Origin of the sequence: Streptomyces sp. NPDC006476 (genome assembly GCF_040612015.1) — a bacterium.
Classification (GTDB): Bacteria; Actinomycetota; Actinomycetes; order Streptomycetales; family Streptomycetaceae; genus Streptomyces; species Streptomyces griseorubiginosus_B.
Window position 1 is genome coordinate 50,712 of the sequence record NZ_JBEXPK010000018.1, and the last position, 24,881, is coordinate 75,592.

23 protein-coding genes and 1 pseudogene are annotated in these 24,881 nt (G+C 68.5%); 10 read left to right on the forward strand and 14 right to left on the reverse strand.

What is annotated here, in order from left to right; genetic code table 11:
* The first annotated feature begins 221 nt into the window (after window positions 1-221).
* Window positions 222-2,087, forward strand: a complete 1,866-nt coding sequence (locus ABZZ74_RS21435) for a ricin-type beta-trefoil lectin domain protein (RefSeq protein WP_356767161.1) — start codon at window positions 222-224, stop codon at window positions 2,085-2,087.
* A 36-nt stretch (window positions 2,088-2,123) separates the two neighbouring features.
* Here the strand turns inward: ABZZ74_RS21435 and ABZZ74_RS21440 are convergent, their stop codons facing one another.
* The 6 genes from ABZZ74_RS21440 to ABZZ74_RS21465 form a co-directional block, all read right to left on the reverse strand.
* A complete protein-coding gene (locus ABZZ74_RS21440) occupies window positions 2,124-4,541 on the reverse strand; it encodes a helicase C-terminal domain-containing protein (RefSeq protein ID WP_356767163.1) in 2,418 nt (805 codons plus the stop codon).
* A 181-nt stretch (window positions 4,542-4,722) separates the two neighbouring features.
* A complete protein-coding gene (locus ABZZ74_RS21445) occupies window positions 4,723-5,565 on the reverse strand; it encodes a lysophospholipase (protein WP_356767165.1) in 843 nt (280 codons plus the stop codon).
* Window positions 5,566-5,668: 103 nt separating this feature from the next.
* Window positions 5,669-6,382 carry an ABC transporter ATP-binding protein gene (locus ABZZ74_RS21450; protein WP_356767167.1) on the reverse strand — a complete coding sequence of 238 codons (714 nt, stop codon included), beginning with the start codon at window positions 6,380-6,382 and terminating at the stop codon, window positions 5,669-5,671.
* On the reverse strand, window positions 6,379-7,209 hold the full coding sequence (locus ABZZ74_RS21455; protein WP_356767169.1) for an ABC transporter ATP-binding protein: 831 nt from the start codon (window positions 7,207-7,209) through the stop codon (window positions 6,379-6,381). The genes ABZZ74_RS21450 and ABZZ74_RS21455 overlap by 4 nt, the downstream gene beginning before the upstream one ends.
* Window positions 7,206-9,221 carry an ABC transporter permease gene (locus ABZZ74_RS21460; RefSeq protein ID WP_356767171.1) on the reverse strand — a complete coding sequence of 672 codons (2,016 nt, stop codon included), beginning with the start codon at window positions 9,219-9,221 and terminating at the stop codon, window positions 7,206-7,208. Before ABZZ74_RS21460 ends, ABZZ74_RS21455 begins: the two co-directional genes overlap by 4 nt.
* A 118-nt stretch (window positions 9,222-9,339) precedes the next feature.
* The gene (locus ABZZ74_RS21465) at window positions 9,340-10,650 is read right to left on the reverse strand and encodes an ABC transporter substrate-binding protein (RefSeq protein ID WP_356767173.1); all 1,311 of its coding nucleotides are present in this window, start codon (window positions 10,648-10,650) and stop codon (window positions 9,340-9,342) included.
* Window positions 10,651-10,914: 264 nt separating this feature from the next.
* Here ABZZ74_RS21465 and ABZZ74_RS21470 point away from each other — a divergent pair, with 264 nt between their 5' ends.
* On the forward strand, window positions 10,915-11,715 hold the full coding sequence (locus ABZZ74_RS21470; RefSeq protein ID WP_356767175.1) for a hypothetical protein: 801 nt from the start codon (window positions 10,915-10,917) through the stop codon (window positions 11,713-11,715).
* 129 nt (window positions 11,716-11,844) lie between these two features.
* Window positions 11,845-12,450: a dihydrofolate reductase family protein gene (locus ABZZ74_RS21475; RefSeq protein ID WP_356767177.1), complete on the forward strand. Its 606-nt coding sequence runs from the start codon at window positions 11,845-11,847 to the stop codon at window positions 12,448-12,450.
* 164 nt (window positions 12,451-12,614) lie between these two features.
* Here the strand turns inward: ABZZ74_RS21475 and ABZZ74_RS21480 are convergent, their stop codons facing one another.
* Window positions 12,615-13,058, reverse strand: coding sequence for a spore-associated protein A (locus ABZZ74_RS21480; RefSeq protein WP_356767179.1), 444 nt, complete (start codon window positions 13,056-13,058; stop codon window positions 12,615-12,617).
* A gap of 153 nt (window positions 13,059-13,211) precedes the next feature.
* Entirely contained in the window at window positions 13,212-13,586 is a 375-nt protein-coding gene (locus ABZZ74_RS21485; protein WP_356767181.1) for a hypothetical protein, read from the reverse strand.
* Between the two features lie 307 nt (window positions 13,587-13,893).
* Here ABZZ74_RS21485 and ABZZ74_RS21490 point away from each other — a divergent pair, with 307 nt between their 5' ends.
* Window positions 13,894-14,502: a hypothetical protein gene (locus tag ABZZ74_RS21490; RefSeq protein ID WP_356767183.1), complete on the forward strand. Its 609-nt coding sequence runs from the start codon at window positions 13,894-13,896 to the stop codon at window positions 14,500-14,502.
* 52 nt (window positions 14,503-14,554) lie between these two features.
* Here ABZZ74_RS21490 and ABZZ74_RS21495 read toward each other — a convergent pair whose 3' ends face one another.
* The 3 genes from ABZZ74_RS21495 to ABZZ74_RS21505 all read right to left on the reverse strand — a co-directional run bounded on the left by ABZZ74_RS21495 (window position 14,555) and on the right by ABZZ74_RS21505 (window position 15,785).
* Window positions 14,555-15,016, reverse strand: coding sequence for an LLM class flavin-dependent oxidoreductase (locus ABZZ74_RS21495; RefSeq protein ID WP_356767185.1), 462 nt, complete (start codon window positions 15,014-15,016; stop codon window positions 14,555-14,557).
* Between the two features lie 84 nt (window positions 15,017-15,100).
* On the reverse strand, window positions 15,101-15,382 hold the full coding sequence (locus ABZZ74_RS21500; RefSeq protein WP_356767187.1) for a hypothetical protein: 282 nt from the start codon (window positions 15,380-15,382) through the stop codon (window positions 15,101-15,103).
* Complete coding sequence (locus ABZZ74_RS21505; protein ID WP_356767189.1) at window positions 15,366-15,785, reverse strand: hemerythrin domain-containing protein; 420 nt, start codon at window positions 15,783-15,785, stop codon at window positions 15,366-15,368. Before ABZZ74_RS21505 ends, ABZZ74_RS21500 begins: the two co-directional genes overlap by 17 nt.
* A 313-nt stretch (window positions 15,786-16,098) precedes the next feature.
* Between ABZZ74_RS21505 and ABZZ74_RS21510 the strand changes: the two genes are divergently transcribed.
* Entirely contained in the window at window positions 16,099-16,641 is a 543-nt protein-coding gene (locus ABZZ74_RS21510) for a hypothetical protein (protein ID WP_356767191.1), read from the forward strand.
* Between the two features lie 84 nt (window positions 16,642-16,725).
* Here ABZZ74_RS21510 and ABZZ74_RS21515 read toward each other — a convergent pair whose 3' ends face one another.
* Window positions 16,726-17,283 (reverse strand): ABATE domain-containing protein, encoded by a 558-nt coding sequence (locus tag ABZZ74_RS21515; RefSeq protein ID WP_356767193.1) that lies wholly within the window; start codon window positions 17,281-17,283, stop codon window positions 16,726-16,728.
* An 83-nt stretch (window positions 17,284-17,366) separates the two neighbouring features.
* Between ABZZ74_RS21515 and ABZZ74_RS21520 the strand changes: the two genes are divergently transcribed.
* The 4 genes from ABZZ74_RS21520 (at window position 17,367) to ABZZ74_RS21535 (ending at window position 22,994) form a co-directional block, all read left to right on the forward strand.
* On the forward strand, window positions 17,367-18,239 hold the full coding sequence (locus ABZZ74_RS21520; RefSeq protein ID WP_356767195.1) for an alpha/beta hydrolase: 873 nt from the start codon (window positions 17,367-17,369) through the stop codon (window positions 18,237-18,239).
* Between the two features lie 445 nt (window positions 18,240-18,684).
* Window positions 18,685-19,731, forward strand: coding sequence for a LacI family DNA-binding transcriptional regulator (locus ABZZ74_RS21525; protein ID WP_356767197.1), 1,047 nt, complete (start codon window positions 18,685-18,687; stop codon window positions 19,729-19,731).
* Window positions 19,732-19,978: 247 nt separating this feature from the next.
* The gene (locus ABZZ74_RS21530) at window positions 19,979-21,430 is read left to right on the forward strand and encodes a cellulose-binding protein (RefSeq protein ID WP_356767199.1); all 1,452 of its coding nucleotides are present in this window, start codon (window positions 19,979-19,981) and stop codon (window positions 21,428-21,430) included.
* Between the two features lie 49 nt (window positions 21,431-21,479).
* A complete protein-coding gene (locus tag ABZZ74_RS21535; protein WP_356767201.1) occupies window positions 21,480-22,994 on the forward strand; it encodes a glycoside hydrolase family 43 protein in 1,515 nt (504 codons plus the stop codon).
* A gap of 248 nt (window positions 22,995-23,242) precedes the next feature.
* Here the strand turns inward: ABZZ74_RS21535 and ABZZ74_RS21540 are convergent.
* A pseudogene (locus ABZZ74_RS21540) lies at window positions 23,243-23,482 on the reverse strand (cytochrome P450); the annotation flags it as partial.
* A gap of 129 nt (window positions 23,483-23,611) precedes the next feature.
* Between ABZZ74_RS21540 and ABZZ74_RS21545 the strand changes: the two are divergent.
* Entirely contained in the window at window positions 23,612-24,061 is a 450-nt protein-coding gene (locus ABZZ74_RS21545) for a Clp protease N-terminal domain-containing protein (protein WP_356767203.1), read from the forward strand.
* Window positions 24,062-24,452: 391 nt separating this feature from the next.
* On the opposite strand, the gene ABZZ74_RS21550 is transcribed toward ABZZ74_RS21545, so the two are convergent.
* Window positions 24,453-24,797 carry a hypothetical protein gene (locus ABZZ74_RS21550; protein WP_356767205.1) on the reverse strand — a complete coding sequence of 115 codons (345 nt, stop codon included), beginning with the start codon at window positions 24,795-24,797 and terminating at the stop codon, window positions 24,453-24,455.
* Window positions 24,798-24,881: the final 84 nt, after the last annotated feature.

Sequence of the window (24,881 nt, forward strand, 5' to 3'; positions counted from 1 at the left end):
TCTCCTGCCGTGAGACGGCTTGGCTGCCAGGGGCCGTTGCCGTCCTGACCTAAAAATCGTGGAGGGCCCGGACACGGCTGCGGCCTCGGTTCTTGGTATGGACCTTTTCTTGCCGCTCTGGTTCACTCTGGCTCGAGCAGTTCACTCATCACTTTGTTCATGTCATGAGTTAACTCTGCCCGCAGACCCGTCAGGACGTACCGTCAGGAAGGGATGCCCCCGTGAGAAGACCCCCACACGCACTGCGGCTGCTGCTGGCCGGCGTGCTCTCCGCGGCCGGCTTCACCGCGTTCGTTCCCCCCGCGCACGCGGCCGGTGAACAGGTCACCGCCTGGCTCACCACCACCGACGACTCAGCCGGACGCCATGTCACGCGCGGACTTCAGCCGCAGGCGCCGTTCGCCTTCCAGTCCGGAACGGGTGGCGGAGGCGAGAACATCACCGTCGACGAGAACACCCGGTACCAGACCTTCACCGGCGGTGGCGCGTCCTTCACGGACACCGCGGCCTGGCTGATGAACTCCAGCGGCGCGCTCTCGCAGGCGACACGCGACGCCACCATGAAGAAGCTGTTCTCGCCGACGGACGGCATCGGGCTGTCGTTCCTGCGCAATCCGATGGGAGCCTCGGACCTCGCACGCTACGGCTACACCTACGACGACGTCCCGACCGGGCAGACCGACCCGAACCTGAACAGCTTCTCCATCGCGCACGACCTCGCGGACGTCGTCCCGCTGACCAAGCAGGCTCTCCAGCTCAACCCCTCTCTGACTGTCATGGCCTCACCATGGACGGCTCCGGCCTGGATGAAGGACAGCGGCTCGCTCAACGGCGGCTGGCTGAAGGCGGAGGACTACGGGGCCTACGCGAACTACTTCGTGAAGTACCTCCAGGCGTACAGGAGCCAAGGCGTCAACGTCTCCTACGTCACCCCGCAGAACGAGCCCACCTGCTGCTCCGGCTATCCGTCGATGAGCTGGAACGCCTCCGGCATCCAGTACTTCCTCAAGAGCGAACTGCTGCCGAAGCTGCAGTCCGCGGGCCTGCCCACCAAGGTCCTCGCGCACGACTGGAACTGGGACGTCTACGACTCCTACGCGGCCGCGTCCGTCGACGACGCCGCGATCCGCAACCACCCCAACTTCGGCGGCATCGCCTGGCACGGCTACGGCGGGGACGTCTCCAAGCAGAGCGCCGTGCACAACCAGTACCCGAGCCTGGACGCGTTCGGCACCGAGCACTCCGGCGGCACCTGGATCGCCAACCAGCAGCGCGAGGACATGAACAACATCATCGACTACACCCGCAACTGGGCGAAGTCGGTGACCAAATGGTCTCTCGCGGTGGACCAGAACATGGGCCCGCACAACGGCGGCTGCGGCACCTGCACCGGACTGATCACCGTGCACAACGGCGACGGCGCCGGCGGGACCGTCGACTACACCATCGAGTACTACACGATGGGCCAGCTGACGAAGTTCGTCCGGCCCGGCGCTCAGCGCATCGCCTCCACGGCGTCCACGAGCGTGCCGAACGTGGCCTGGCGCAACCCCGACGGCTCCAAGGCGCTGATCGCCTACAACGACGCCTCCAGTGCCAAGACGGTGACCATCAACTGGGGCTCGCAGCACGCCACTTACTCGCTGCCGGGCAAGACCTCGGCCACCTTCACCTGGAACGGCACCCAGTCCGGCGGCGGCGGCACGAGCGGCTCGTTCGTGGGCCTGGCCGGCAAGTGCCTGGACGTGGCGGGCGGTTCGAGCGCGAACGGCACGGCCATCCAGCTCTACGACTGCAACGGCTCCGCAGCCCAGCAGTGGACTGTCCAGGGCGACGGGTCGGTCCGCGCCCTGGGCAAGTGCCTCGACGTCACGTCCGCGTCGACCTCGGACGGGGCCAAGGTGCAGCTGTACGACTGCAATGGCACCGGTGCCCAGCAGTGGTCGTACAACTCTGCCACCGGGGACGTCGTGAACACCGCGGCGAACAAGTGCCTGGACGTCACCGACAACTCCTCGGCGAACGGCGCCCGAGCGCAGATCTGGAGCTGCACAGGCGCCGCCAACCAGAAGTGGCGGCTTCAGTAGGTGCAGTCGATCGCGCCCGGTTTCCGCCGCCTGGCACTACGCCGGGGGCATCACCCCGTGAATGCGGGACAGTGTGAACACCCGCTCGTCGTCGCGCAGATGACACCACGCGTACAGATACGGAAGGTCGAGCTCGAGGCGGCTGACAGTGCGGATCGTGCGGCTGCCCGAGGCGGCGACGTAATCGATGGTGATCGCCGTGTCGTTGTCGACGGCGTGGGCGAGTTGGCGGACGTCGGTGTGGGAGAGGTGGGTCGCGTGCCCGGCGATGATCTCTTCGGTATCGGTGGCGAAGGGGGCGTCGTTGCGCGGGTCCGGGGCGGGTTGGGCGAGTGGCGCGTCCGCCAGCCGGGTGGCAAGCGCGGTCAGTTCGGCCCGCTGTGGGGCGGCAGTCGTGCGGGACCGGACACCGGGTCCGCCGATCGCTGTGCGCTGGGTCGGTACCGACGACGTGGCCCGGTGGCTGCGGGGTCGTTCGACGCGCACGGTTCCGTCGGCCGCCTCCGCCACGGGCGCGTATCCCTCGGCGCGCAGTGCCGTGAGGGTTTTCTCGAGCGGGGTGCGGCTGACGAGGACGGTGGGGGCGAGGTGCCGCAGGCCCAGTTTGGCGAGTTTGCGATGGGCGGCGATCTCGGTGAGAAGGGCGGGTTCCTCGCCGTGGATGACGCAGGCGGCCGAGGTGACGCGGATTCGTCCATGGCTGCGTGCGGTGTCCGTGATCAGGTATGCCAGGGGCTGGGGCAGCGCGTTGGCGGCTACGGCGGCGAGGTCGGCCTGGATGGCGTCCGGGCTGCGGCCGGCGTCCAGGGCGCGGCGGACGCTTGCCGGGCTGAACCGCCACGTCGAGGCTGTACCACTGGTCTCCCGCTCGGCGACCGAGTCCAGGAGCGTGACCAGACGTGCGGCGGGTGTGCCGGTGACGACGGCGGTCAGGTCGCTGCCGAAGCGGGCCGTTGTGGTGGCGGTGGGAAGCAGCCGATCGCAGGCCGTGGCCAGTTCTTCGGTGCTGTCGGCCAGCAGGGCGGCGCCGATCGGGGACAACGCTCCGCGAGCCAGGACGCCGAGCAGCTCGGCCTCCCGGATCGCGGTGGCGAACGGTGTCGTGTCCTGCGGCAGGACCTCGGCGAGAGGCCGTGACCAGTGGGTGAGGGGGCCCAGTTCGGCCGCGTCCTTCGCGCCCTGCCCGGCCGGCAGATGGGAAGCGGCGGTGAGCAGCCCCTGCCGGGCCTGGAGACAACCGACGCAGGAGTGAGTACCGGCCAGGGCTGCCAGCGTCTTGTTGTCCTCGTCCCGGGTCTGCGAAGGAGTGAGTCCAAGCGTCCACCAAGCGTGCAGCAACACCGGTAGCCGCTCTGCGGGTTCCGCCTCGGCCCAGGTGTCGTAGGCGTCCGTCGTCGTGACCCGGTCACCGTCACGGGCCAGGAGTCCGGCCTGGTACGCCGTTTCCAGGGTGAGGCGCACGACGGTGTCCTCGCAGCGTGCCGCTTTGCCGAGCCGGGCCAGTTCGCGGGCTCCGACACCGCCGGACTTCAACCGGGCGGGCGGAGCCGTCGCGCACACCGACAACACCGAGGCGGCGTGTGCGGCGAACGCCGTGGCCGCGGAGGCCGCCTCGCTGTCGACCTCCGCCGGGGTGACGGGGGCAAGGAGCGGGACGGGCGGTGTGGGGTCGAACGGAGCGTGCCAGCCCGGCCCGCGCAGTGCGAGAGCCACCTCCGCGGGCATGTGCGCGGGGCCGTAGTCGTAACGCCCCTGGACCAGCAGTCCCCGCTCCAGCGCCCAGCGGGCACCCGGCTCGGAGACGGACCGCACTCCGAAAGCGCCGAATACCTCCGGTCGGTACGCGGGGTCCGCACGCCGCTCCAGCAGTTGCCTGGTGTCGGCCGGCGCCCGGGCGACCATCTCGGCGATACGTGCCGGATCAGTGTGGTGCTCCACGAGTGTCGCGAGACGCTGCGACTTGGTGCTCGGAGGCCGCACACCCAGGGTCGCGAGGATGCGTCGCAACTCCTCGGACGTCGCATCGTTCAACAGCGTCGCCAGCGACTTGTCCAGTCCGAGAGGGGCGTCCCACGCGCGCCGTAGCGCGGAGGCCATGTGCAGATTTCCCTCGCTGTCCGGCCAGACCAGCGCACGAGTGAACAATGTCTGGAGCGCAGCTTCCAGTCCGCGTGCGGCCTCTCCCTCGGTCGCGCCGAGCAGATCCGCAACGACATGTCGAGAGACCGGCGAACTCAGGACCGCCAGCGTCTCGGCCGCCTGCAGGGCGGGCAGCGGGAGCGGGGGCAGCGCGAGCGCCACCGAGCCCGGGCGTTGTAAGCGTTCAGCCAGTTCGCTGACCGAGCGGGGCTGAGGCGGGGCCACGGCGTCCGGCCGTGCTGCGAGTACCTGCTCCAGAACCTCGACGTCGAGGTGGTGCAGCCACGCTGCCAGGCTCGACTTACCGGACTTCACTGATCACTGCACCTCATGTAGGAGAACGTCACGCTTCGCGCCGTCGGGCTGGGCGAAGCGTGGCACGCCGTACGCGCTCCAAGTGTCGCGCACCAAGCGGGTGGTTGGGGGTGCGTCGTCACTGATGGGCGAAAGCAGGAAAGGGATTGACCGCACGGTGGATCCGTTCGTGCAAGGGAGGTCAGCGGGGCAGGGTCTGGTGCAGCCAATGCAGCAGGTCGTTGATGACCTCCTGGCTGTTGGTCTCGTTGAACAGTTCGTGGCGGGCTCCCGGATATGTCCGGTACGTGATGTCCGTGACGCCGGCCGTGCGGTAGCGCTTCACCAGCAGGTCACTGAGCTGGAGTTGTTCGTTGAGCGGGTCCCTGTCTCCGACCATGACGCAGATGGGCAGCCGGGCCGGAACGCCCTGGGGATCGGCGAGCGTGGGCAGTGCGGCGGCGAGGTCCGCCATGCCCTGCGCGTCGAGGCTGAAGCCGCACAGAGGGTCCGCGAGGTAGGCGTCGACGGCGCGCTCGTCGCGGCTGAGCCAGTCGAAGGGTGTCCGGGCGGGCTCGAAGGCCGCGTTGAGGGCGCGCAGCGGGTCCGCTTCGGCGGTCTGTCCCGCGAGCATGAGGTCGACCGCTGTGGTGCCGGTCAGCGCGACAGCGTCGATGAGGGCGGCATGCCGCAGTATGTACTGCTGGGCGGCGAAGGACCCGAGGCTGTGGCTGATCAGTACCAGCGGGAGACCCGGGTGCCGTTCGCGGGCGACTGCCGAAAGGGCGGCCATGTCGTCGACGAGCCGGTTCCAGCCGTCGTCACCGAGATGGCCGGGTGCGGCATGTCTGCTGAGTCCGTGTCCGCGGTGATCGTTGGCATAGACGGCGTAGCCCTGCTCGGTCAGTGCCGCGGCGAGCGACGCGTAGCGGCCCGCGTGTTCGCCCATGCCGTGGGCGATCTGCACGACGGCACGCGGTGGTGTGTCGGGCCGCCATTCGTGCACGTGGATCGTGACACCGTCGGGGCTGTCGAAAGTGAACAACGCAACTCCTGTTGTGGGGATCCGGGCAGCTTCGAGTGCCGGGCCGGCTGTCCTGGGTGGCCGGCCGCGGCTGAGAGGCAGTGTTCGAGGCCCGGGGGATGGGTCAGGCGGGGTGTTCGCCGAGATAGCCGGCGACGATCCTGGCCTGGTCGGCGCCAAGTTCCCGGGCCGCGGCGTGGGTGGTGATTTCGCCGTGGGAGAGGACGTAGCCGTGGTCCGCGACCTCCAGGGCCAGACCGACGTGCTGTTCGACGAGCAGGACGCCGCAGCCGGAGTCGTCCGCGTAGCGCCGTACGACGGGCAACAGCTCCTCCACGATGATGGGTGCCAGGCCGAGGCTGAGTTCGTCGAGCAGAAGCAGTTTCGGGCGCCGGGCCAGTGCGCGCCCCATGGCGAGCATCTGTTGCTCACCCCCCGAGAGCAGGCCTGCCCTGCGGTCCTTGAGGCGGGACAGGACCGGGAAGTAACGGTAGGCGGCGGCCTCGTCCAGGCGCTCGCCCCGATGGGCGAGGCGCAGATGTTCCGCCACGGTGAGAGCGGAGAAGATGCCCCGTCCCTCGGGGACATGGGCTATGCCGAGACGGGCGCGGGTGGCGGCCGGGATTCTGTCGAGGGGCGAACCGGCGAAGGTGACCGTGCCGGCCATGGGGCGCAGCAGTGCGGAGATGGCCTTCAACGTGGTGGTTTTCCCGGCTCCGTTGGCTCCGAGCAGGGCGACGACCTGTCCCGTCGCCACGGTCAGGTCGACGTCACGGATGACAGGGGCACCGTCGTATCCGGCGGTGAGTCCCCTCACCTCGAGAACAGGGGTGCTCATGATGGCTCCGGTGTGGTGGTGGCGACCTTGGACGGGCGGTCGGCGGATGGTGTGCCGCCGTGCTGCCGGGAGGCAGCGGTGGGCTGGACGGCCGAGGCCCCCAGGTAGGCGCTGATGACGGCCGGGTCGGTGCGCACCTGCGCGGGTGGCCCGGAGGCGATGACCTTGCCGAATTCCAGGACGACCACGTGGTCACAGATGCCCATGACGAGACTCATGTCGTGGTCGATGAGGAGCAGGGAGGTGCCGTCGTCCGCGATGGCACGCAGGCGGTGTCCGAGTTCGGCGCTCTCCGCTGTGTCCAGCCCGGCAGCGGGTTCGTCGAGGCAGACGACGCGCGGTCGGGCGGCCAGGGCCCGGGCCACGCCGACGAGTTTGCGCTGTCCTTGGGACAGCTGGTGGGCCGAGGCGTGGGCGAGATCCTCAAGCCCCAGGGCAGACAGGGCCTGTGCGGCGGCCACGTCGGGGGACACGCGGCGGCCGAGTGTTTCGCCGAATGCTCTCCACCAGCTTGGCCGGTCCGCCGTGATCTGAAGGTTCTCCGCGACCGTGAGGTCCTCGAAGAGCTCGCTGCTCTGGAAAGTACGGGCGAGCCCGCGTCGTGCTCGCGCGTGCGGCGGCAGACCGGTGAGGTCCTGACCGTCCAGACTGATTCGTCCACGCGCCGGGACGAGGCCGGTGACGGCGTCCACGAAGGTGGTCTTGCCGGCGCCGTTCGGGCCGATCAGCCCGACCAGTTGGCCTTGCCCGATCTCCAGGGACACCTCGCTCAGCGCGTGCACACCGCCGTAGCTGACACTGATCGACTGGACCGACAGTACGTTCACGAGGCGACCTCCGTGGTGTCGAGCGCGGCGGGTGCGCGGTGTTCCCCGGCGGCGTGTGGGTCATCCGGCGCACTCACCTGGGCCGCTGCACGTGCGGCTCTCTTCGCCGTTTTACGGCGGTGGTTGGCGCCCGCGATTCCGTCGGGGTTGGCGATCAGCGTCAGGATCAGGGACACCCCGCCGAACAGCAGCGCCCAGGTCCCCTTGATCCCGAACCATTTGTCCAGCGCGTGCGGCAGCAGGGCTTCGGTGGACATCAGTCCGGCGATCACGGCTCCGGACACCATGGTGATGCCGCCGATATAGGCGAAGCCGATGAGGCCCAGAGCGGCCAGCGCGGTGAACCGGGCAGCGCTGACAGAGCCGAAGTTGTAGCCGTACAGGGTGCCGGCGACGCTGGCGATGAAGGAGCTGATGGCGAAGGCGGCGATCTTCACGGCCCGTACGTCGACTCCCGCCGCCGCGGCGGCCCGTTCGTTGGAGCGGACCGCGAGCATGCGCCTGCCGAGACCGGTGCGCCGCAGATGGGCGACGTACAGTCCGAGACAGACGGTGACGGCCAGCACGAGGAATCCGAACATGGGGCTGGGCTCGTTGCCGTCCAGACCGCGGAAGTCCGCTCCCGGGCCGAGGTTCACCCCGAGCAGGCGCGGCGGTGGTACGGACACACCGGCGGTGCCGCCGAACGAGGTGTTGCCGAACAGGGCCTGTTCCATGGCGAGGGCGGCGGCCAGGGTGACGACGGCGAGGCTCACACCGCGGACCCGGAGGGCGGAGATGCCCGCGGCCACGCCGAGCAGTGTGGCGAGCAAGGTGGCGCCGAGGGCGTCGAAGGGGAAGGGAATGCGCAACTGGACCGCGAGGTGGGAGAGGGCGAAGCCCGCAGTGCCGGAGAGGGCCAGCTGCATCACGGAGATCTGTCCGACGTAGCCGGTGATGACGACGTACGACAGAACGATGACCATGCCGATCATCGAGTTGGTGAGGGCCTGTCGGAAGTCGAACGGCAGGACCACCAGGGCCACCGCGGCCACGACCGCGGACAACAGGGCGGGACGTAGCAGCCGTTCGGGCAGGGGGACGGCGGGCAGCCGCTGTTCGATGGCTTCCCCGCGGCGCGGCAGGCCGGCGCCCCGGACGTACAGGGCGACCACCATCAGCGCGAAGACCAGCAGCTGCTGAAGGCCCGGCATGGCGTTGCCGTTGTCGGTCGGGAACCAGCTCTGCGTGGAGAGGTAGTACACGATCGACTGCAGCACTCCGATGAGGATGCCCGCCGTGCAGGCGATCCACAGCGACGTGAACCCGGCGAAGAGGGCGGCCGCGAGGGCGGGGACGACCTGGAGGGGGAGGGTGATGGAGTCGACCTGGACGATGGGCGCGGCCAGGACGCCGAGCAGCCCGGCGACCAGGGCGGCCAGGAGGGTGTTGGCCAGGGAGATGCCGTTGGGGGACAGGCCCGCGAGCAGCGCGGCCTGTTCGTTCTCCGAAGCGGCGCGGGTGGCGAGGCCCAACCGGCTCCACCGGTACAGGGCGCCCAGTGCCAGGGCGATCGTGATGATCAGACCGGTCAGCAGGAACCGGTCCGCCGGAGTGGTGATGCCGAGGACGCCGACGGTCTCGCCGGGAAGGACGCTCGGTGCCTGCTGGGGCTGGGTGCCGAAGACCAGCAGCACCGTGGCCTGCAGGGTGAGCAGGATGCCGAGCGAGGCGGCCAGCTTGGCCAGCGGTGAGACGGTGCGCAGTGGCCGGAACACCGCCACCTCGATGAGGACTCCGATGGCGAGTGCGGCCACGAGCGCTCCGATGAGAGCGGCCACGGTGGGCAGGGTGAAGCCGAAGAAGCCGGAGGTGAGCGCCCAGAAGATGTAGGCCGAGGCCATGGCGACGGCACCGGTGGACAGGTTGATGATGCCCGAGCCCCGGTAGGTCACGACGACCCCGAGCGCGATACCGGCGATCAACGCTCCCTGGCCGAGTCCGAGCACGGCGAAGAGCAGGATCTGATCCATGCATGACTCCTGTCATGACGGTGGGAGTCCCGTGCCGACGGTGCTCCGCTGGGGAGGGACGGCTACACCGTCGGCACGGGGGTGGGCCCGAGGGCCCGTGGGAGGGTGAGAGCGGGGCTCACTGGGGCGGGCGGAGCCAGTCGGTCAGCGGCTTGAACTGGCCCTTGCCCTGGTACTGGTAGAGCCGCGCCTGGTCGTTGCAGACCGCGGGGGCGTCCTTGTACTTGCCGCACTTGACCTCGGCGGCGCCCATGATGACCGGCCCGGTGAACGTCTTCAGCTGCTCGGTGACCGTCGCGGGAGTGATCTTGTCGGGGCCGACGGCGTCGAAGACCTTGGCGTAGGTCAGCACCGTGCTCCAGGCCAGCGGTGCGAAGACCTTGGCTGCCGTGTCCTTGGTCAGTCCCACCTGCGCCGAGGCGGTGAGGAACGCCTTGGAGTCGGCTGCCGAGGGATCGGCTGTCAGCGTCTGGGCGACCCCGTACGTCCAGGCGGGCAGGTCGCCGCCGAGGCCCTGAGCCACATCCGGAGACATGCACAGCGGGGTCGCGACCACCGGCTTGGTGACCGCCAGCTGCTTCAGGGCCTTGGCCACACCGACGCATCCGGAACCGATGGTGATGGGCACGACGACGTCGGCGGTGCTCGCCCCCGCCGCGGTGACCGGGCCGATGAGGTCGGTGGCCTGGGCGTCGAATCCGACCGACTTCACCGTCAGGCCGGCCGCCTCGAGGCCCTTCACCGCCGCGCTGGAGGCGATCTTGTCGCCCGGCGTGTTGGTGTGGATCACCGCCGCGGTCTTCGCCTTCAGCACGTCGCGGGAGTACGTCCCCCAGGCGCCGAAGATGTGCGGCAGGTCGCCGAAGGTGCTGAAGGTGTTCTTCGCGGTGGGCATGGTCGGGCCCGTCGCCACGCCGACCAGCACCGGCTTCTTGCCGGCGACCACGGCGTTGAAGGAAGCGTCACCGAGGTAGAGATTGCCGACACCGATGGCGGAGACGCTCTTGTCGCCGAGCAGTTGCTGGCCGCACTTCTGCCCCTCCTCCTCTGCCGACACGACCGTGCAGACGTTCAGTGCCAGCGGATGCCCGCCGATCCCGCCCAGCTTCTCGTTGACGTACTTCACGGCGGCGCGGGCGCCCGCGGTCGCCTCGGGGTTGCCTCCAGGGCCGCCCTCCACGTTCACCCAGCCCAGGCCGACGGGGGACAGGCTGGTGTCGGCCTTTCCTGCCTTGCCCCCCACGTAACGCAGGTAGTCGGTCACGACGGCGCTCGACGGGCGGGAGTCCGCAGCGGAGGAGGAGGCCTGCGAGCCGGCGGCCGATGTCGATGCGGGTGTGCTCGAACCGTTGCACGCCGAGACGCCCAGCAGAGACGTCATGACGGCGGAGACGAGGACCAGTCTTCGGGGACGTGAGCTTGCAGGCATGCGGGATCCTCCGTGGTGGGAACAGGGGCGGGGCGGTGCCCGGCGGGGCATGCGGAAGGAGAGGTGGAAGGCAGCGAGAAGTCTGCGGGCGGCCCGGGGTGACCGGCGCGGCGGACTGGCTCGAAGAGGCGCGAAAGGCCTGCTCATTGAGCCTTTCGAGCTTTCGTAACTTTCTTACGAAGCTGGAATCTAGGTGTAGGCTTTGCGTCGTGTCAACGCCTTGGTGACACCGAATTAACGATCATGCAATGAGGAGGGGCAGGCATGACAACGGAAGCTGGGCGGCGCCGGCTCCCGCGACGTTCCCTTGAGGAGACGCGGGCGCTGATGCTCGAAGCGGCCACCAAGCTCGTGTGCGCCGGCACGGGCGACACCAGCGAGGCAGCCGTTTCTGCCGCCCTCGCCCATATCCGCGTCAAGCAGGTCACCGAGGAAGCCACGCGCATCATGCGGGAGCGGCTGGGCGACGACCAGGCACCGGCGATCACGACCGGATCGATCTACCAGATCTGGCCGGCACAGGCGGATTTCCAGGCGGAACTCCTATTCCACCTGACCACCCGCCAGGCCGAACTGGTCCCGAGCCTGCCCGACAGCATCCGGCGCTTCGAGGAAGCCATCGACAACGGCATCACCTGGCAGGAAGCACTCAACGACGTACTGACCCACAACCACGAGAACCACCGCGTCGACCCGATCTACCGCGTGATGCTCGGCTTCTACGCCAGCGCGGCCAACCCACGGGTACGCGAGGCCCTGGGGCATTACGGCGATTCGTTCACCAAGGTCGCCTGTGAGGCGTACCAGGCCCTGCTCGACGCCTACGGACTGCGGATGCGCGCGCCCTACAAGGTCGAACACCTCGCCACCACTCTCGCGGCCCTGCTCGACGGCTTCCATATGCGATGGATCGCCGGATACGCCGATCTGGACGACCCGGAGCGACAGGACGGCTGGTCCCTCCTGACCAGGGCCGCCGTCACGCTGTTCGACCAGTTCACCGAGCCGGCACCGCCGAGCGGCAACACCGGGCACGTCCGAGCGACCTCGAGCACACCGACGTAACCGTGCGCGTGGTGGGGTGAGCCACAGCGCCTTCGCGGGCTGTCCAACGGCGCGGTAGCTGCAGCGCGGCCGATGAGTTTGTGGCTCCCGGCCGGTCCAAGCTCGTGACACCCAGGAAAGGACACCGCCATGTCAGAGCTTCTCGTCGACTTCATCACCTCCCTCGACGGCTACGCATCGGGAGAGGGATGGCCCGGGTTCTGGGGCCTCGAGGGCCCGGAGTACCTCGCATGGCTCGGCGAGCAGCCGGAGGCCACCTACCTGATGGGAGCGAACACCTACCGCCTGATGTCGGGCTTCGCCGCAGGCGAGGTCCCGAAAGGTCAAGACGAGTTCAGGCCCGAGGAAGAGGCGTCCGTCGACGAACTCACGCAAGCGTCCAAGGTGGTGTTCTCCTCCTCACTCGAGGAGCCACTGACGTGGGCCAACTCCACGCTCGTCCGCGACGACGCCGTCGAGGCGGTCCGGGCCATGAAGTCGAGCGGCTCGGGGCTCCTCAGCACCATCGGCAGCGTCAGCCTGTGCCGGTCCCTGCTACGAGCCGGACTCGTCGACCGCTTCCGGGTCGTGATGTTCCCGGTGATCACCGGGGCCACGGGCGAAGAACGCATCTACGACGGCTATCCAGACGTCGCCCTCGAGATGATCGAGCACCGCACCTTCGACGGCCGTATCCAGCTGGTCGAGTACAAGCCCCGCGTGCTCGAGCACCCGCCACTCGCCGTCCCCGCATGACGTCACGCCGTCCCGAGGACCCCGTGGATCTGGCCAACAGCAATGCAGGAATCTGGTCCGTGCACCACCACGATGGCCACCCACCGGACCGGCCAAGGGCGCCGGCGACTGCGTTCGCTCGGCGGTGCCGGGGGCGGGTGGTGGTCCCGCCCCCGGATGCTGGATCAGCCGCAGTGGCCGGAGTCGCTGGCCGAGGCGTTTCCGATGGTGCCGCTCCAGGCGACGCAGGAGCCGCGGCCGTTGACGTAGACGGGGCCGGCGTAGCTGGTGTATACGCCGGAGTCGACGGAGGGCTCGTCGGAGTCGCCGAGGGCGTCCAGGGTCACCTCCATGTTGATCTGCCTTCCCACGGCGTTGCGGACGGTCACGGCGCAGTTCTTGCCGGTCGACTGGTTCCAGGTGAGGAACACCTTGCCGGAGTTGCCGACCGGCGTGGAGTCGATGACCGTGTAGCCGGTGCCGCAGGCACCGTTGTACGTCGCCGTGGGCGCCGCCTGGGTGGTGGTCCGGGTCGTGGCCGCCGAGGCCGGTGTGGTCGCGGCGAGCGTGCCTCCCAGGGCCAGCACTGCCAGTGCGGTGGCGGTGGTGGCGCGACGGGACAGCTTCATGGTTTTCCCCCTGCTGATGTGTTCGATGAGGTGCCGTGTCGGTCAATGCCCTTGGGACGGCTGGTCGTTGCCGCCCACGCATGGTGAGACCAGGAAGTCTGGAGGTAGATCGGTGTGCCGGAACGTGCCCCCATCAGGCCTGCCGACGGGTGGCTACGGTCGGTTCAGCACGACCGAGTTGATGGGCGTGAGGTTGTAGACGCCGAACTCGTTCAGCCCGATGGTGATCACGCAGTCGGCGCCGTTGTAGCCGTTGCACAGCTGGGCGGTGGCATTGGCGCCGCCGTACTGGTTGTTGAGCACGTAGTGGTTGCCGAACTGGTTGCTCAGGTTGTGGGCGCCGTAGCTGTAGTAGATGTTGGTCGGCGTGCTGTTGTGGATGTCGGCGTCCCGGGGGTAGATGCAGACTGCCCCGCCCGGACAGCCGTACACGGTGCGGTCGTTCGCTTGTGCCGAGCTGGTGCCGATCGCTGCCACGGCGGCCGTGGCGATGGCGAGCGCGGCGGCGCCTCGCGTGATGGTGCGCATGGTGGTGTCCCTCCGTCGCGGCCGGGCGCGTTGCCGGCCCTCCCCACCGGCGCCGGGCGGATGCCGGGCCGGTCCTTTCCGGTGACGTGACCGGAAAGGCGCTTTTCTCTGCGGCTGCCCGTCAGGCTCAGGCCGTCAGTCTCACGTTGGTGACGCACTCGTACTGGTCCGTGGCGGGCCGGGATCGGCGACCTGGTCGACTGACGGGTCGCCGACCTGTCGTGGTCGCACCAACCCTGCGGCGGATGGGGCGCCTGGTCCAGCAATTCGATCCTGTTCAAAGCGACCAACGGGCGAGGTGTCCGTAGTGGAAGCTTCGCCTCGCGTGATCGCGGCGACAGCGTCGTTGGCCCGGGACTGTCGTGGCTACGCTGGCCGCGTGACAGTCGTGTGGGTGACGGGCAATTCAGGCACCGGTAAGTCCACGGTGTGCGGGGTGTTGCGCGCGCGGGGCTACCTCGCGTTCGACGCCGACGAGGACGGCTTCAGCCGCTGGATCGACCGATCCAAAGGCGAGGTCGTGATGGATCCTCCCTATCCGGTCCCCGAGGGCTGGCTCGAACGATACGGGTGGGTGATCGTCCGCGAACGCGTCGAGGCCCTCGTCGAGGAGTCGCGTTCCCGTTTCGCGTTCTTGTGTGGGTCGGCGGAGAACGAGGAAGACGTCCGCGAACTTTTCGACGTCACCGTCTGCCTGGTCATCGACGAGGACACCCTCCGCCACCGGCTTGCGTCCCGCACGACGAACGCATTCGGTCAACATCCCGAAGAGCTCGCGGCGGCCCTGGAGTGGAATCCTCGGATGCGAGCGATCTACGAGGGCCTTGGCGCGACGGTCATCGACGCCACCAAGCCGGTGACCGAGGTGGTGGACAGCGTGATCGACGCGGTTCAGGCGTTGAGGGGTGGTGCTTGACGTGCTCCCCGGACTTCAGGCCAGGGAGCACGTGAAGATGTTCTTGTCATGATCACTTACCGCCACACAGCCTCGAGGACGTCCAGCGTCTCCTCCAGCCGGCCACCGCGCCCGTGCCAGGGCACTCCGACGGCCTCGTACTCCTCACGCATCCAGCCCAGCCCAGCCCGAGCCCGACGTCCAGACCCCCTCGGCTGATCAGGTCCAGGGTGGTGAGCGCTCGGGCGAGGACGAGGGGCGGCTGCCACAGGGCGTTGAGGGTGCTGCTGCCCAGGCGCACCCGCTCGGTCACCGAGGCCGCCACTCCGAGCGCGAGCAACGGATCGAGGTGCGTGCCGTACCGGGTCGGCATCGTGCCGCCCGGGTAGCCCTCGGGCGGGGTCAGCGGCGCCAGCAGCCGGTCGGCCACCCAGAGGCTGTGACAGCCCAGCGCCTCCAGGGCGGCACACATGACGGCAGTGTGGTCGGGGTCGGCGAAGGGGCCGAATTGGGGGACGGAGAATCCGATGCGCATCGGTCAGGAGGTTCCTCAAGCGGTTCGGTTGGTACAGGGCGGACGGCGGCCGGGCATCCGGACCGCGCGGCGGGATGTGGCGGCTCATACGGACGTGTGTCGGCCGCGGATGCGGCGGGTTTCGCGCCGGTATTGCCGCTGCCCGAGGACCTTCCACATCACCCTCGCGGCGACCGGCAGGCGGGCGAGGAACTCTCTGCGCTCATCGGGCGGGCAGTCCTCCAGGATGGCGCCCAGCGCGATCATCAGGCGGTTCCTGGGCGTCTCGGCCAGACCCCGCTCCCCGACCGCGCGCCACTCGCCCTCGTTCACGTGGCGCACGACCAGCGGCATGACCATCTGCTCCTCCTCATCGAGGGTGGGCACTCAACTGGCGGTGGTGTCGGCGCAGCGCCTCGGCCAGCTCGTCACGGTCGGCTGCCAGCGCCTGCGTCCGCCACCGGTCCATGAGCACCTGGGCCTCGTCCATCCCCGTACTGAGCTCGTGGTGCTGCGCCTCCATCGCCAGCACCTGCTCTGCGTCCATATCGAGGCGGGGGAGCAGGACAGGCCACAGCACCTGGTCTTCCCCGGTGTGATGCGCGTACAGCCCGACGGTGTACTCGCGCCAGTGCTCGGCGAGGATCCCCGCGCGGGCGGTGTCCAATGGCGCAACGTCCTGTACGAGTTCGGCCAGCAAGCGCGACTCACGGCGGAACACCTGGTGGATCATCGCCATCTCGAGGGTGTAGGGGTGGGCGGTGGAATGGGAAGCATTGCTCGTCGTCATGCCCGCAAGCCTGCTGACGGTAATTGCCACCCACTTGCACGGCACTTGCGTGCCCGCCCGGCGCTGAGGCCTGCGAGGGTCTTCCGGTATCGCCGCGGCGAAGGCGGGGTGCAACGACAAGCCCAGCTACGACCTCGTTGCCCCCGACACCAGTTCCTTCCCGCCGGCCTGCGCCGCACGGCCCGCCGAGCGAACGGGCCTGGTGCTCTCAAGCGGTAACCACCGGTTGGCGCCGACGCGCGACCGACGGTCCGCTCAAGACCCGTCCCACGCCCTGTATGCACCACGGGTGAGCGCTCCATACGGTGATCGCATGGACAGTTCCGTCGTCTTCAATGTCGTCACCACGGGTATCGCCGTTGTCGCAGTGGTGACTTCCGTCGTCTTCAACGCCCGACAGGTCCGCACCGCGCAGCACGCCAACCACATATCCGTCATGGTCGACCTGCTCCAGGAGTTCCGCTCGGCAGACTTCCACGAGCAGCACGACTACCTCTGCACGCGCCTGGGCGCAGAGCACGATCCGGAAGGCGGTGTACGGGGTTTACCCTCGGAAGCCAAGGCGGCCTTCTACAACGTCGTGTATTACTACCAGTCCTTCGCGAACCTCGCCGTGTTCGACATGCTCGACGAAACCCTCATGGTCACGGTTTTGCGGACCCGGATCGTCTCGGTCTGGCAGGCCGTGTGGCCGTTCGTGGAACGCGAGCGGGAGTTGCGCGGCGAAACCGGCCGAGGCTCATACATGTCGATCTTCGAGGAGCTGGCGCGACTGGCGGCAGCGCTACCACCAGAACACGTCCTCGACGCAATGGCCCGGACCCGACGACCAGCACGCTCCCGGCTGCTTCGCTGAACGGCCGGAGCGCTCAGGTCTGCGAACCTCGGACTCCGAGACAGCGGTTGGGGATCGAAGGGGCCCGAGGGCGTGGGATTCGGGTCATTTGGCCTTGGTGCGCTGGTAATGGCGGGAGACGCGGACCCGGTTGCCGCATCGGGTGGCGGAGCACCAGCGGCGGCGCGGATGGGCGGCCAGGAAGAGCATGACGCAGTCGTCCGCTTCGCACTGCCGGACTCTGGTGACCGCGGGATCTGCCAGCAGTTCGGCGGCGGCCTCCGCGAGGCAGGCGGCCAGCCGCAGGCCCGGTGAGCCGTCGCGTCGGCGTGTGGCGGCCACCGCCGACCCGTTCCACGCCAGCTGGTTGATCGCCGGCGCGGCGCGCTGCGCCTGGTTGAGTGCGTGCAGGTCGGCGGCCAGGGGCTCGTCGCCTCGGCGGACGCGGTCGATGGCGCGGGCGGTGTGCTCCCGTACGGCGCGCACGGCAGCCAGGTCCGCGGCGGTGACGGTCTGTGGCACCTCGTCCGGCAGACGGTCGGCCTGAAGGGCCCACCAGTGCCGCAGATCGTCGGGGGCAGCGAGCAGATCGCCTGCGGTAGGAAGGGTGTTGACCAGGTCCAGCGCCAGCGGTTCTCCGGTCAGCGGAACAAGATCACTCATAGATCTAATGGTACAACACCGCATTGACACGTTAGCCAGATCGGGTTAATCCTAATGCCTAATCCTCGTCGAAAGGCATTAGTATGGATGTGACAGTCGCCCGCATCGTCCACCGGCACATCGATGTCGACGGCGTCCGTGTCTTCTACCGGGAGTCCGTCCCGGAACGGGCCGACGCGCCGGCGCTGCTGCTTCTGCACGGATTCCCGTCCGGCTCCCACCAGTTCCGCGGCCTCATCGACGCGCTCGGCTCGGGCTACCGGCTGATCGCCCCGGACTACCCCGGCTTCGGTCACACCCAGGTCCCGGACGGCTTGAGCTACTCCTTCGACCGGCTCGCCGACATCACCGAAGGCTTCATCCAGAGCCTTGGCCTTGACCGGTTCGTGATGTACGTCTTCGACTTCGGAGCGCCCATCGGCTTCCGCATCGCCGAACGCCACCCGGAGTGGATGGCGGGCCTGGTCGTGCAGAACGGCAACGCCTACGAGGAGGGGCTCTCCGACTCAGCCCGAGGCCTCATCGCCCTCACCCCCCAAACTCCGGGCGTCGAGGACGTAATCCAGGGCATGCTCACCCTCGCCGGTACCCGCAGCCAGTACGAGACCGGAGTCCCCGCCCCCGACCTCATCGCCCCTGACGGCTACACCCTCGACCAGCACTTCCTCGACCTGCCCGGTCGCAAGGAAGCCCAGCAGGCACTGATCTTCGACTACCACACCAACGTCGAGCGCTACGAACACTGGCACGCGTGGCTGCGCCGGCACACTCCGCCCACCCTCATCGCCTGGGGAAGCAACGACCCCTTCTTCCCCGAGCCCGGGGCGCACGCCTACCTCCGCGACCTGCCCGGCGCAGAACTCCACCTCTTCGACACCGGCCACTTCGCCCTGGAAACCCATCTGCCGCAGATCGCTCCGCTGGTCGCCGACTTCCTCGACCGCGTCTGGAAATGATCAAGCCCGCGACCGGAGCGCAGCCGGTTCACGGCCGACTGCCCGGGCGATGCCGCAGACCGTCCGCAAAGCGCGATGCCGTCCTTCCCGTGGCGCACCTGACCGCTTGCAGCCACAGCATCTGCCAGTCATGGCCCCGGCCATGCGGGCGGCGTCCATGGGTTCGGCCGACGGGCTGGTTGGGCAGGGGCGGTGTCGGTCACCGTGTAGAGAGTTGACGACGTCAGGGTCAGCTTGACCGAGTCGCCGGTGTATGCGGTGAAGGCGGTTGCGCAGAAACTTTCGCACTATGCGGCAGAGAAACGAACACGACCTTGTGTTCGAAGCCACAGGCTCGATGGGGGATAGATGCGAGAATGCCCCGGCAGGGCCACGTGACGTTGTTCAACCAGCTTTCGCTCACCGGTCCTCGGTGGGCAGGCGTTCGATGATCGGGTAGGCGACCGTGGGGGACTACACAGCTGCCGGACAGGCGGGCGAGGAAAGCGGGCGGAGCAATTCGTCGAGGCCGGTCACGATCGCGTACATCGCCGAGTCGGCGGGAGTCTCCGTCCCGACCGTGTCCAAGGTGATCAACGGCAAGTCGGGGGTGTCCGCGGACACGCGTGCCCGGATCGAAGAGCTCGTCAACCGGTACGGCTACCGCAAGCCCGGGGGCGCCGGCCGGAACAACGTCGTGGAGCTGGTGTTCCGTGAGCTCAAGGACCTGTGGGCGGTGGAGATCATCCGCGGTGTCGAGGAAGTGGCCCGGCAGCACGGCGTCGGGCTGATGGTGTCGCAGTTCGGCCTGCACGACTCCACGCCGAGCTGGGACGACACCGTTTCGCGGCGGCCGAAATGCGTGCTGTCTGTGGCCCAGCTCTCGGCGGAGGAACGCGAGCAGCTGAAGGAGAAGGGCATCCCGTTCGTCGTCTTCGACCCGACCGCCGAGCTCCCGGACGATGTCCCGTTCGTGGGCGCCACCAACTGGTCCGGTGGCCGGGCCGCGACTCGCCACCTCACCCAGCTAGGGCACCGCCGTATCGCGATGATCGCCGGACCGCAGGACGTGCTGTGCTGCGTCGCCCGGCTCGACGGGTACCGCTCCGCGATGCAGGCCGCCGGCCTGCCGGTCGACCCCGACCTTGTCGTGCACGCGGACCTCACCCGTGAGGACGGCTGCGTGGCGGCGCGCTCCCTGCTGTCCCTGCCCGAGCCCCCGACGGCGATCTTCACCGCGAACGACCTGCAGGCGCTCGGCGTCTACCAGGCTGCCCGGGAGGCCGGCCTGCGCATCCCGGACGATCTGAGTGTCGTCGGCTTCGACGATCTCCCGGTCGTGGCGTGGGTCGAGCCGCCGCTGACCACCGTCCACCAGCCCCTGACCGAGATGGCGGTGGCGGCAACCGAACTGGCCCTCACCCTCGGCCGCGGTGAGCAGGCGCCCCAGCCCGGTCTGGAGATCGCGACGACGCTCACGGTCCGGGAGAGCACCGCCCCGCCGAAGGGCTGACGCGGGGCTCTGCTGATCGACCCCGACGACGATCTCCCCCGCTGACAGGCTGCAGACGCTCGGCACGTACCAGACGGTCGGCGCTGATCCCTGCCCCGACCACCGCTGGCCTCCGGGCATAGAAATTCTTCAGCAAAAAGCAGCGAAAGTTTCGAGTCTGGGTCACGGTACTTGCCAGGTGTGCGCCGGGCCCTGACCGTGGTGCGCGAGTACACCCGCCTCGGTCGTCAGCACGCTGGAGGAACTCATGCGGAGGTCGATCCGGGGACAGGGCGCACGCCTCGCCGGGCTGGTCGCGGCTGTGTTGCTTGCCACGGCCGGCTCGATCACGGCCACCCCGCCGGCCGAGGCCGCCCCAGCCGCGATCGCCGCCTCGGTGTCGGTGGACGCCGGTCGTACGCTGGCGAACATCCCGGCCACCGGCGTCGGTATGAGTGTTGCCGTCTACGACGGCAACATGAATCACGCGGCCGTTCCCAGGCTGCTCAAGGACGCCGGCGTCGGCATGGTCCGTTACCCGGGCGGCAGTTACGCCGACGGCTACCACTGGCAGACACACACGGTCGAGGGCGGATACGTCGCCCCGAACACCGACTTCGACACCTTCATGGGTACGGTACGCGCCACCGGAGCGCAGCCGATCATCACCGCCAACTACGGCTCGGGTACGCCCGAGGAGGCGGCCGGCTGGGTGCGGTATGCCAACGTGACCAAGGGCTACGGGGTCAAGTACTGGGAGATCGGCAACGAGGTCTATGGCAACGGCCTCTACGGCGCCACCTGGGAGACCGACCACCACACCAGCAAGACCGCCACGACGTACGCCACCAACCTCGTGCAGTACGCCAACGCGATGAAGGCAGTGGACCCGACCATCAAGCTCGGTGCCGTCCTCACCACCCCGGGAGCCTGGCCCGACGGCATCACCGGCCCCGGCGACACGACGGACTGGAACCACACGGTCCTCTCGATCGCCGCCTCGAAGATCGACTTCGTCGTCGTGCACCACTACCCGAACGGCAACAGCCAGGCCGACCTGCTCGGCAAACCCCAGGCCGAAATCCCCGGCATGGCCACGACCCTGCGCTCACTGATCAATCAGTACGCCGGGAGAAACGCCCCCAACGTGGGCATCGCGGTGACCGAGGCCAACGCCAACGCCTACAAGGACACCTCCCCGAACGGGCTGTTCGCGCCGGACGAGTACCTGACGTGGATGGAGCAAGGGGCCTTCACCCTCGACTGGTGGAACCTCCACAACGGCACCGACTGCAGCCACGTGACCACGGTGGAGGGCGCCAGCGACTACGACGACGGAGGAATCCTCTCCAGTGGCGCCTCCTGCGAGCCGCCACTGAACACGCCCTTCCCTCCGTACTACGGCGTCCAGATGATCACCAAGCTGGGCGCACCGGGCGACAGGCTCGTCCGGACCGCCAGTTCGACGTCGTCGGTGTCCGCTCACGCCGTGCGCCGGGCGAACGGTGACGTGAGCGTCCTGCTCATCAACAAGGACCCGGTCAACGACGCCACGGTCACCCTGTCCTACGGCGGGTTCATCCCGTCGTCTGCCACGCCGACCGTGTACTCGTACCGCAAGAACGCCATGTCGATCGGCTCCGCCACCACCGGCAGCGCCACCCGGCAGACCGTGCCGGCCTACTCGATCGTGGTCCTGCAACTCCGCCCGGCCCGCTGAACCGCCGGTCCGTGAAAGATCCGTGAACCACTGAAAGGACGCGATCAGGGTGTCGAGCTTGGCCGAGACGGGCACCACCACCTTCAACAACCCCGTGATTCCCGGCTTTCACCCCGATCCGAGCATCTGCCGGGTCGGTGAGGACTACTACCTCGCGTGCTCCAGCTTCGAGTACTTCCCCGGTGTGCCCGTCTTCCACAGCCGGGACCTGGTGCACTGGACGCAGATCGGCAACGCGCTGGACCGTCCCGGTCAGCTGCGGCTGCCGCTGGACTCGCCCTCCTCGGGAGGGATTTACGCACCCACCCTGCGCCACCACGACGGCCGGTTCTGGCTGATCGTCACGAACGTCAGCGGTGACGGCAACATGCTGTTCACGGCCACCGATCCGGCGGGCCCCTGGTCCGACCCGGTTCCGCTGCCCGGAGTCCCGGGCATCGATCCGGATCTGGCATGGGACGAGCACGGCAACTGCTGGTGCACCGTGGCCGGTGTGGGACAGGTCCGCCTCGACCCGTACACCGGGGAGACCCTCGGCCCCGACTACAAGGTGTGGTCCGGATCGCCCGGCGCCAAGGCGCCGGAGGCCCCGCACCTCTACCACATCGGCGACTACTGGTACCTCATGATTGCCGAGGGCGGGACCGAGCGCTGCCACAGCGTGTCGATCGCCCGCGGCCACACGCCCGAGGGTCCGTTCGAACCCTGCCCGGCCAACCCGATCCTCACCCACCGTGGCACCGATGACCCCATCCAGAACACCGGGCACGCGGATCTGGTCCAGGGGCCCGATGGTTCTTGGTGGATGGTGCTGCTCGGGGTGCGGCCGGGCGGCGGTACCCCCGGCTGGCACGTCCTGGGCCGGGAGACGTTCCTGGTGCCGGTCGAGTGGGCGGACGGCTGGCCGGTCGTCGGTGAGTTGTCTCTCGAGGCCCCCGCACCCCCGTGGCCCCTCCAACCGGGCCCCGTCACGCCCCTCCGGGACGACTTCGACCTGAGCGAACTCGCCCCGCACTGGGTCTCGCTGCGCCGTCGACCCGCTGAGTACTGCACCACCAAGGAACGGCCCGGCTGGCTCACGCTCCGCGCCCGCGGCGTGTCCCTGGACGACACCGATGTGACGTTCGTCGGCCGCCGGCAGCAGCACGCCTCCTGCCAGGTGCGCGCTCTGGTCGATGTGGCGGAAGGGCGTGGCGGTTTGGCCGTTCGCCTCGACGAACAGCACCACTACGACATCGAGGCCACGTCAGGTGAGGTTCGGGTCGGTGCCCGTATCGGCCCCTTGAGTACCATCGTGGCGTCCCGACCAGTGCCGCCCGGACCCGTCGTCCTGCGCGTCGACGTGGCCGCCATCGACACACTGAACGACGCACGCACCGGTCCCGATACCGTCACCATCGGCATCGAGGAACCGGACGGCACCTTCGTCGTACTCACCTCGCTCGACGGGAAGTACCTCTCCACGGAGGTCGCCGGCGGTTTCACCGGCCGAGTCCTCGGGATGTTCGCATCAGCCGGATCCATTCACTTCGACTGGTTCGACTACAAGCCGCTCGATCGCTGATACATGGTCATGGCTTGCTGATGCCTACGAATTACGCCGCTGGGAGGTCCTGATTCCAGGGTATGGACCGTGCCGAACACCAGGGGAGGATCGATTGGCGGCACGGCCGCTGGTCCGCCGTGCCGGCCGTACTCGCCACCGCCGTGCGACCGGCGCTCCAGTGCCCCGGACCGCCGGTGACGTGGAGCGCGCCCCGGAGGGAACCGCCCGCCTACGCCCGCCCCGTCGGCCGGCTCACATGGGTTGGTTCACACAGCGCCCAGCCGAGCAGGCACCTCCCGATGGCCGTTGGATATGAAGGACTCCAGGGGGCGCAGTTCGGCCATGGGTACGGCCGCGTTCAGGTCCGGGTAACGGGTGAAGAGGGCCGACAGGGCGATGGACGCCTCCAGGCGGGCCAGTTGGGCTCCCAGGCAGTAGTGGACGCCGTGGCCGAAGGACAGGTGCTCGCTCCGTGTGGCGCGGGTGACGTCGAAACGGTCGGCGTCGGTTTCACTGGCCGTTTGCTCCGTCAAGTCACAATTGTGTGAGGTGACTTCAGGCAAGTCCCGGAAGACGGCGGGCCAACTCGGACAAATGAAATCGGATCGAGTTCATCCGTAAGAGGGGAATCACTCATGCAGGTCCAGTACACCGACCGCATGGCGGCTGCCGTGCGGTCGGCGAGCGAACTCGCCGCCGCGCAGCGCAGTCCCGAATTATTCACCATTCATCTGCTCACCGTTCTCAGTGCGCAGGACGATTCCACGTTCTCGGCCCTGCTGATCGCGAACGGAGTGGATCTGGCGGCTTTCCATGAATTCGCCGTCAACCGCAGCCGACAGATGATTCCACCGGTGTCGCGTGTGTCGGCGGAGGACATCCGCCCGAGCCAGGAACACGCGGGTCTGTTGGAGGGCGCGGCCACGGAGATGGCGGAGATCGGCGACAGTCGGCTCGGCACCGAGCACTTGCTGTTGGCGGCGCTCAAGTACCGTCCGGGCAAAGGTGCCTGGGCCACTTTCGGCCTTTCGTACGCACCGGTGCGCAAGAGCCTGGACGCGCTGCGCAAGAACATGTCCGTGTGACGTCGTCAGGTGGATCAACGCCACCTGACGCCCGTCAGCCCGGAACGCCGTCCGTCGTCCAGGGAGACCGGCACAGGCTCCGGACTGCCCGCCCTGTGGTCGCATGCCTGACCCCGGTCGGGACGGTCGGCCTGGCCAACGCCATCGCCGTCCGCCAACGGGGCGCGACGAGAAGCGGTTTCCGTACATGTGAGTCTTCGGAACCGTGCAGGTTGCCGTGTTCGCGGCACCTGCGCGGTGTGCCGGCCGGCGCCTGGCCTGGCACGTCATCGTGCCCGTCGGCAGGCCAGGTTGGCGGCGGGCACGATGACGTGCCAGGTGCCCTGCCCTGGTCGCAGCCATGGCAGGGCACCCTACGGCCTGCCAAGTGCACGCAGGCGAAAAGTGCTGGTCACAGCTTGACTGCGGCAGAGCAGTTCCCTACCCCGGTGCGACAGATTCGCACCGACCACGATGTGCGGGCTCCCGTCACATACTGATCGGTTGAGGTGCAGACCATGTCGCCGTACCAGCGCCAGCTGGTGTCGTCGGTGTCCTTCACCTGATAGCGAGCGCAGTGTCCGTCGGTGAGTGGGTCGTGGGCGTGGAGCGACCAGTCACTGTTTCCGACATAGGTGACCCTGCCCGCCGCGCCGGTGGTGCTCAGGTCGTAGGACAGCGCCTGGGCAGGGATGGCCGAGAAGCCGACGAGGGCGGCGGCGGCCGATACGGCCACGACGGCCAGCCTCTTCGCCACCGAAGCCTGCTTTCTGTAAGACATGATGCATCCCCCTTCGCTTGTTTTCACTGGTTGGATCTCTTGGTGGGTACGACGTCGCGC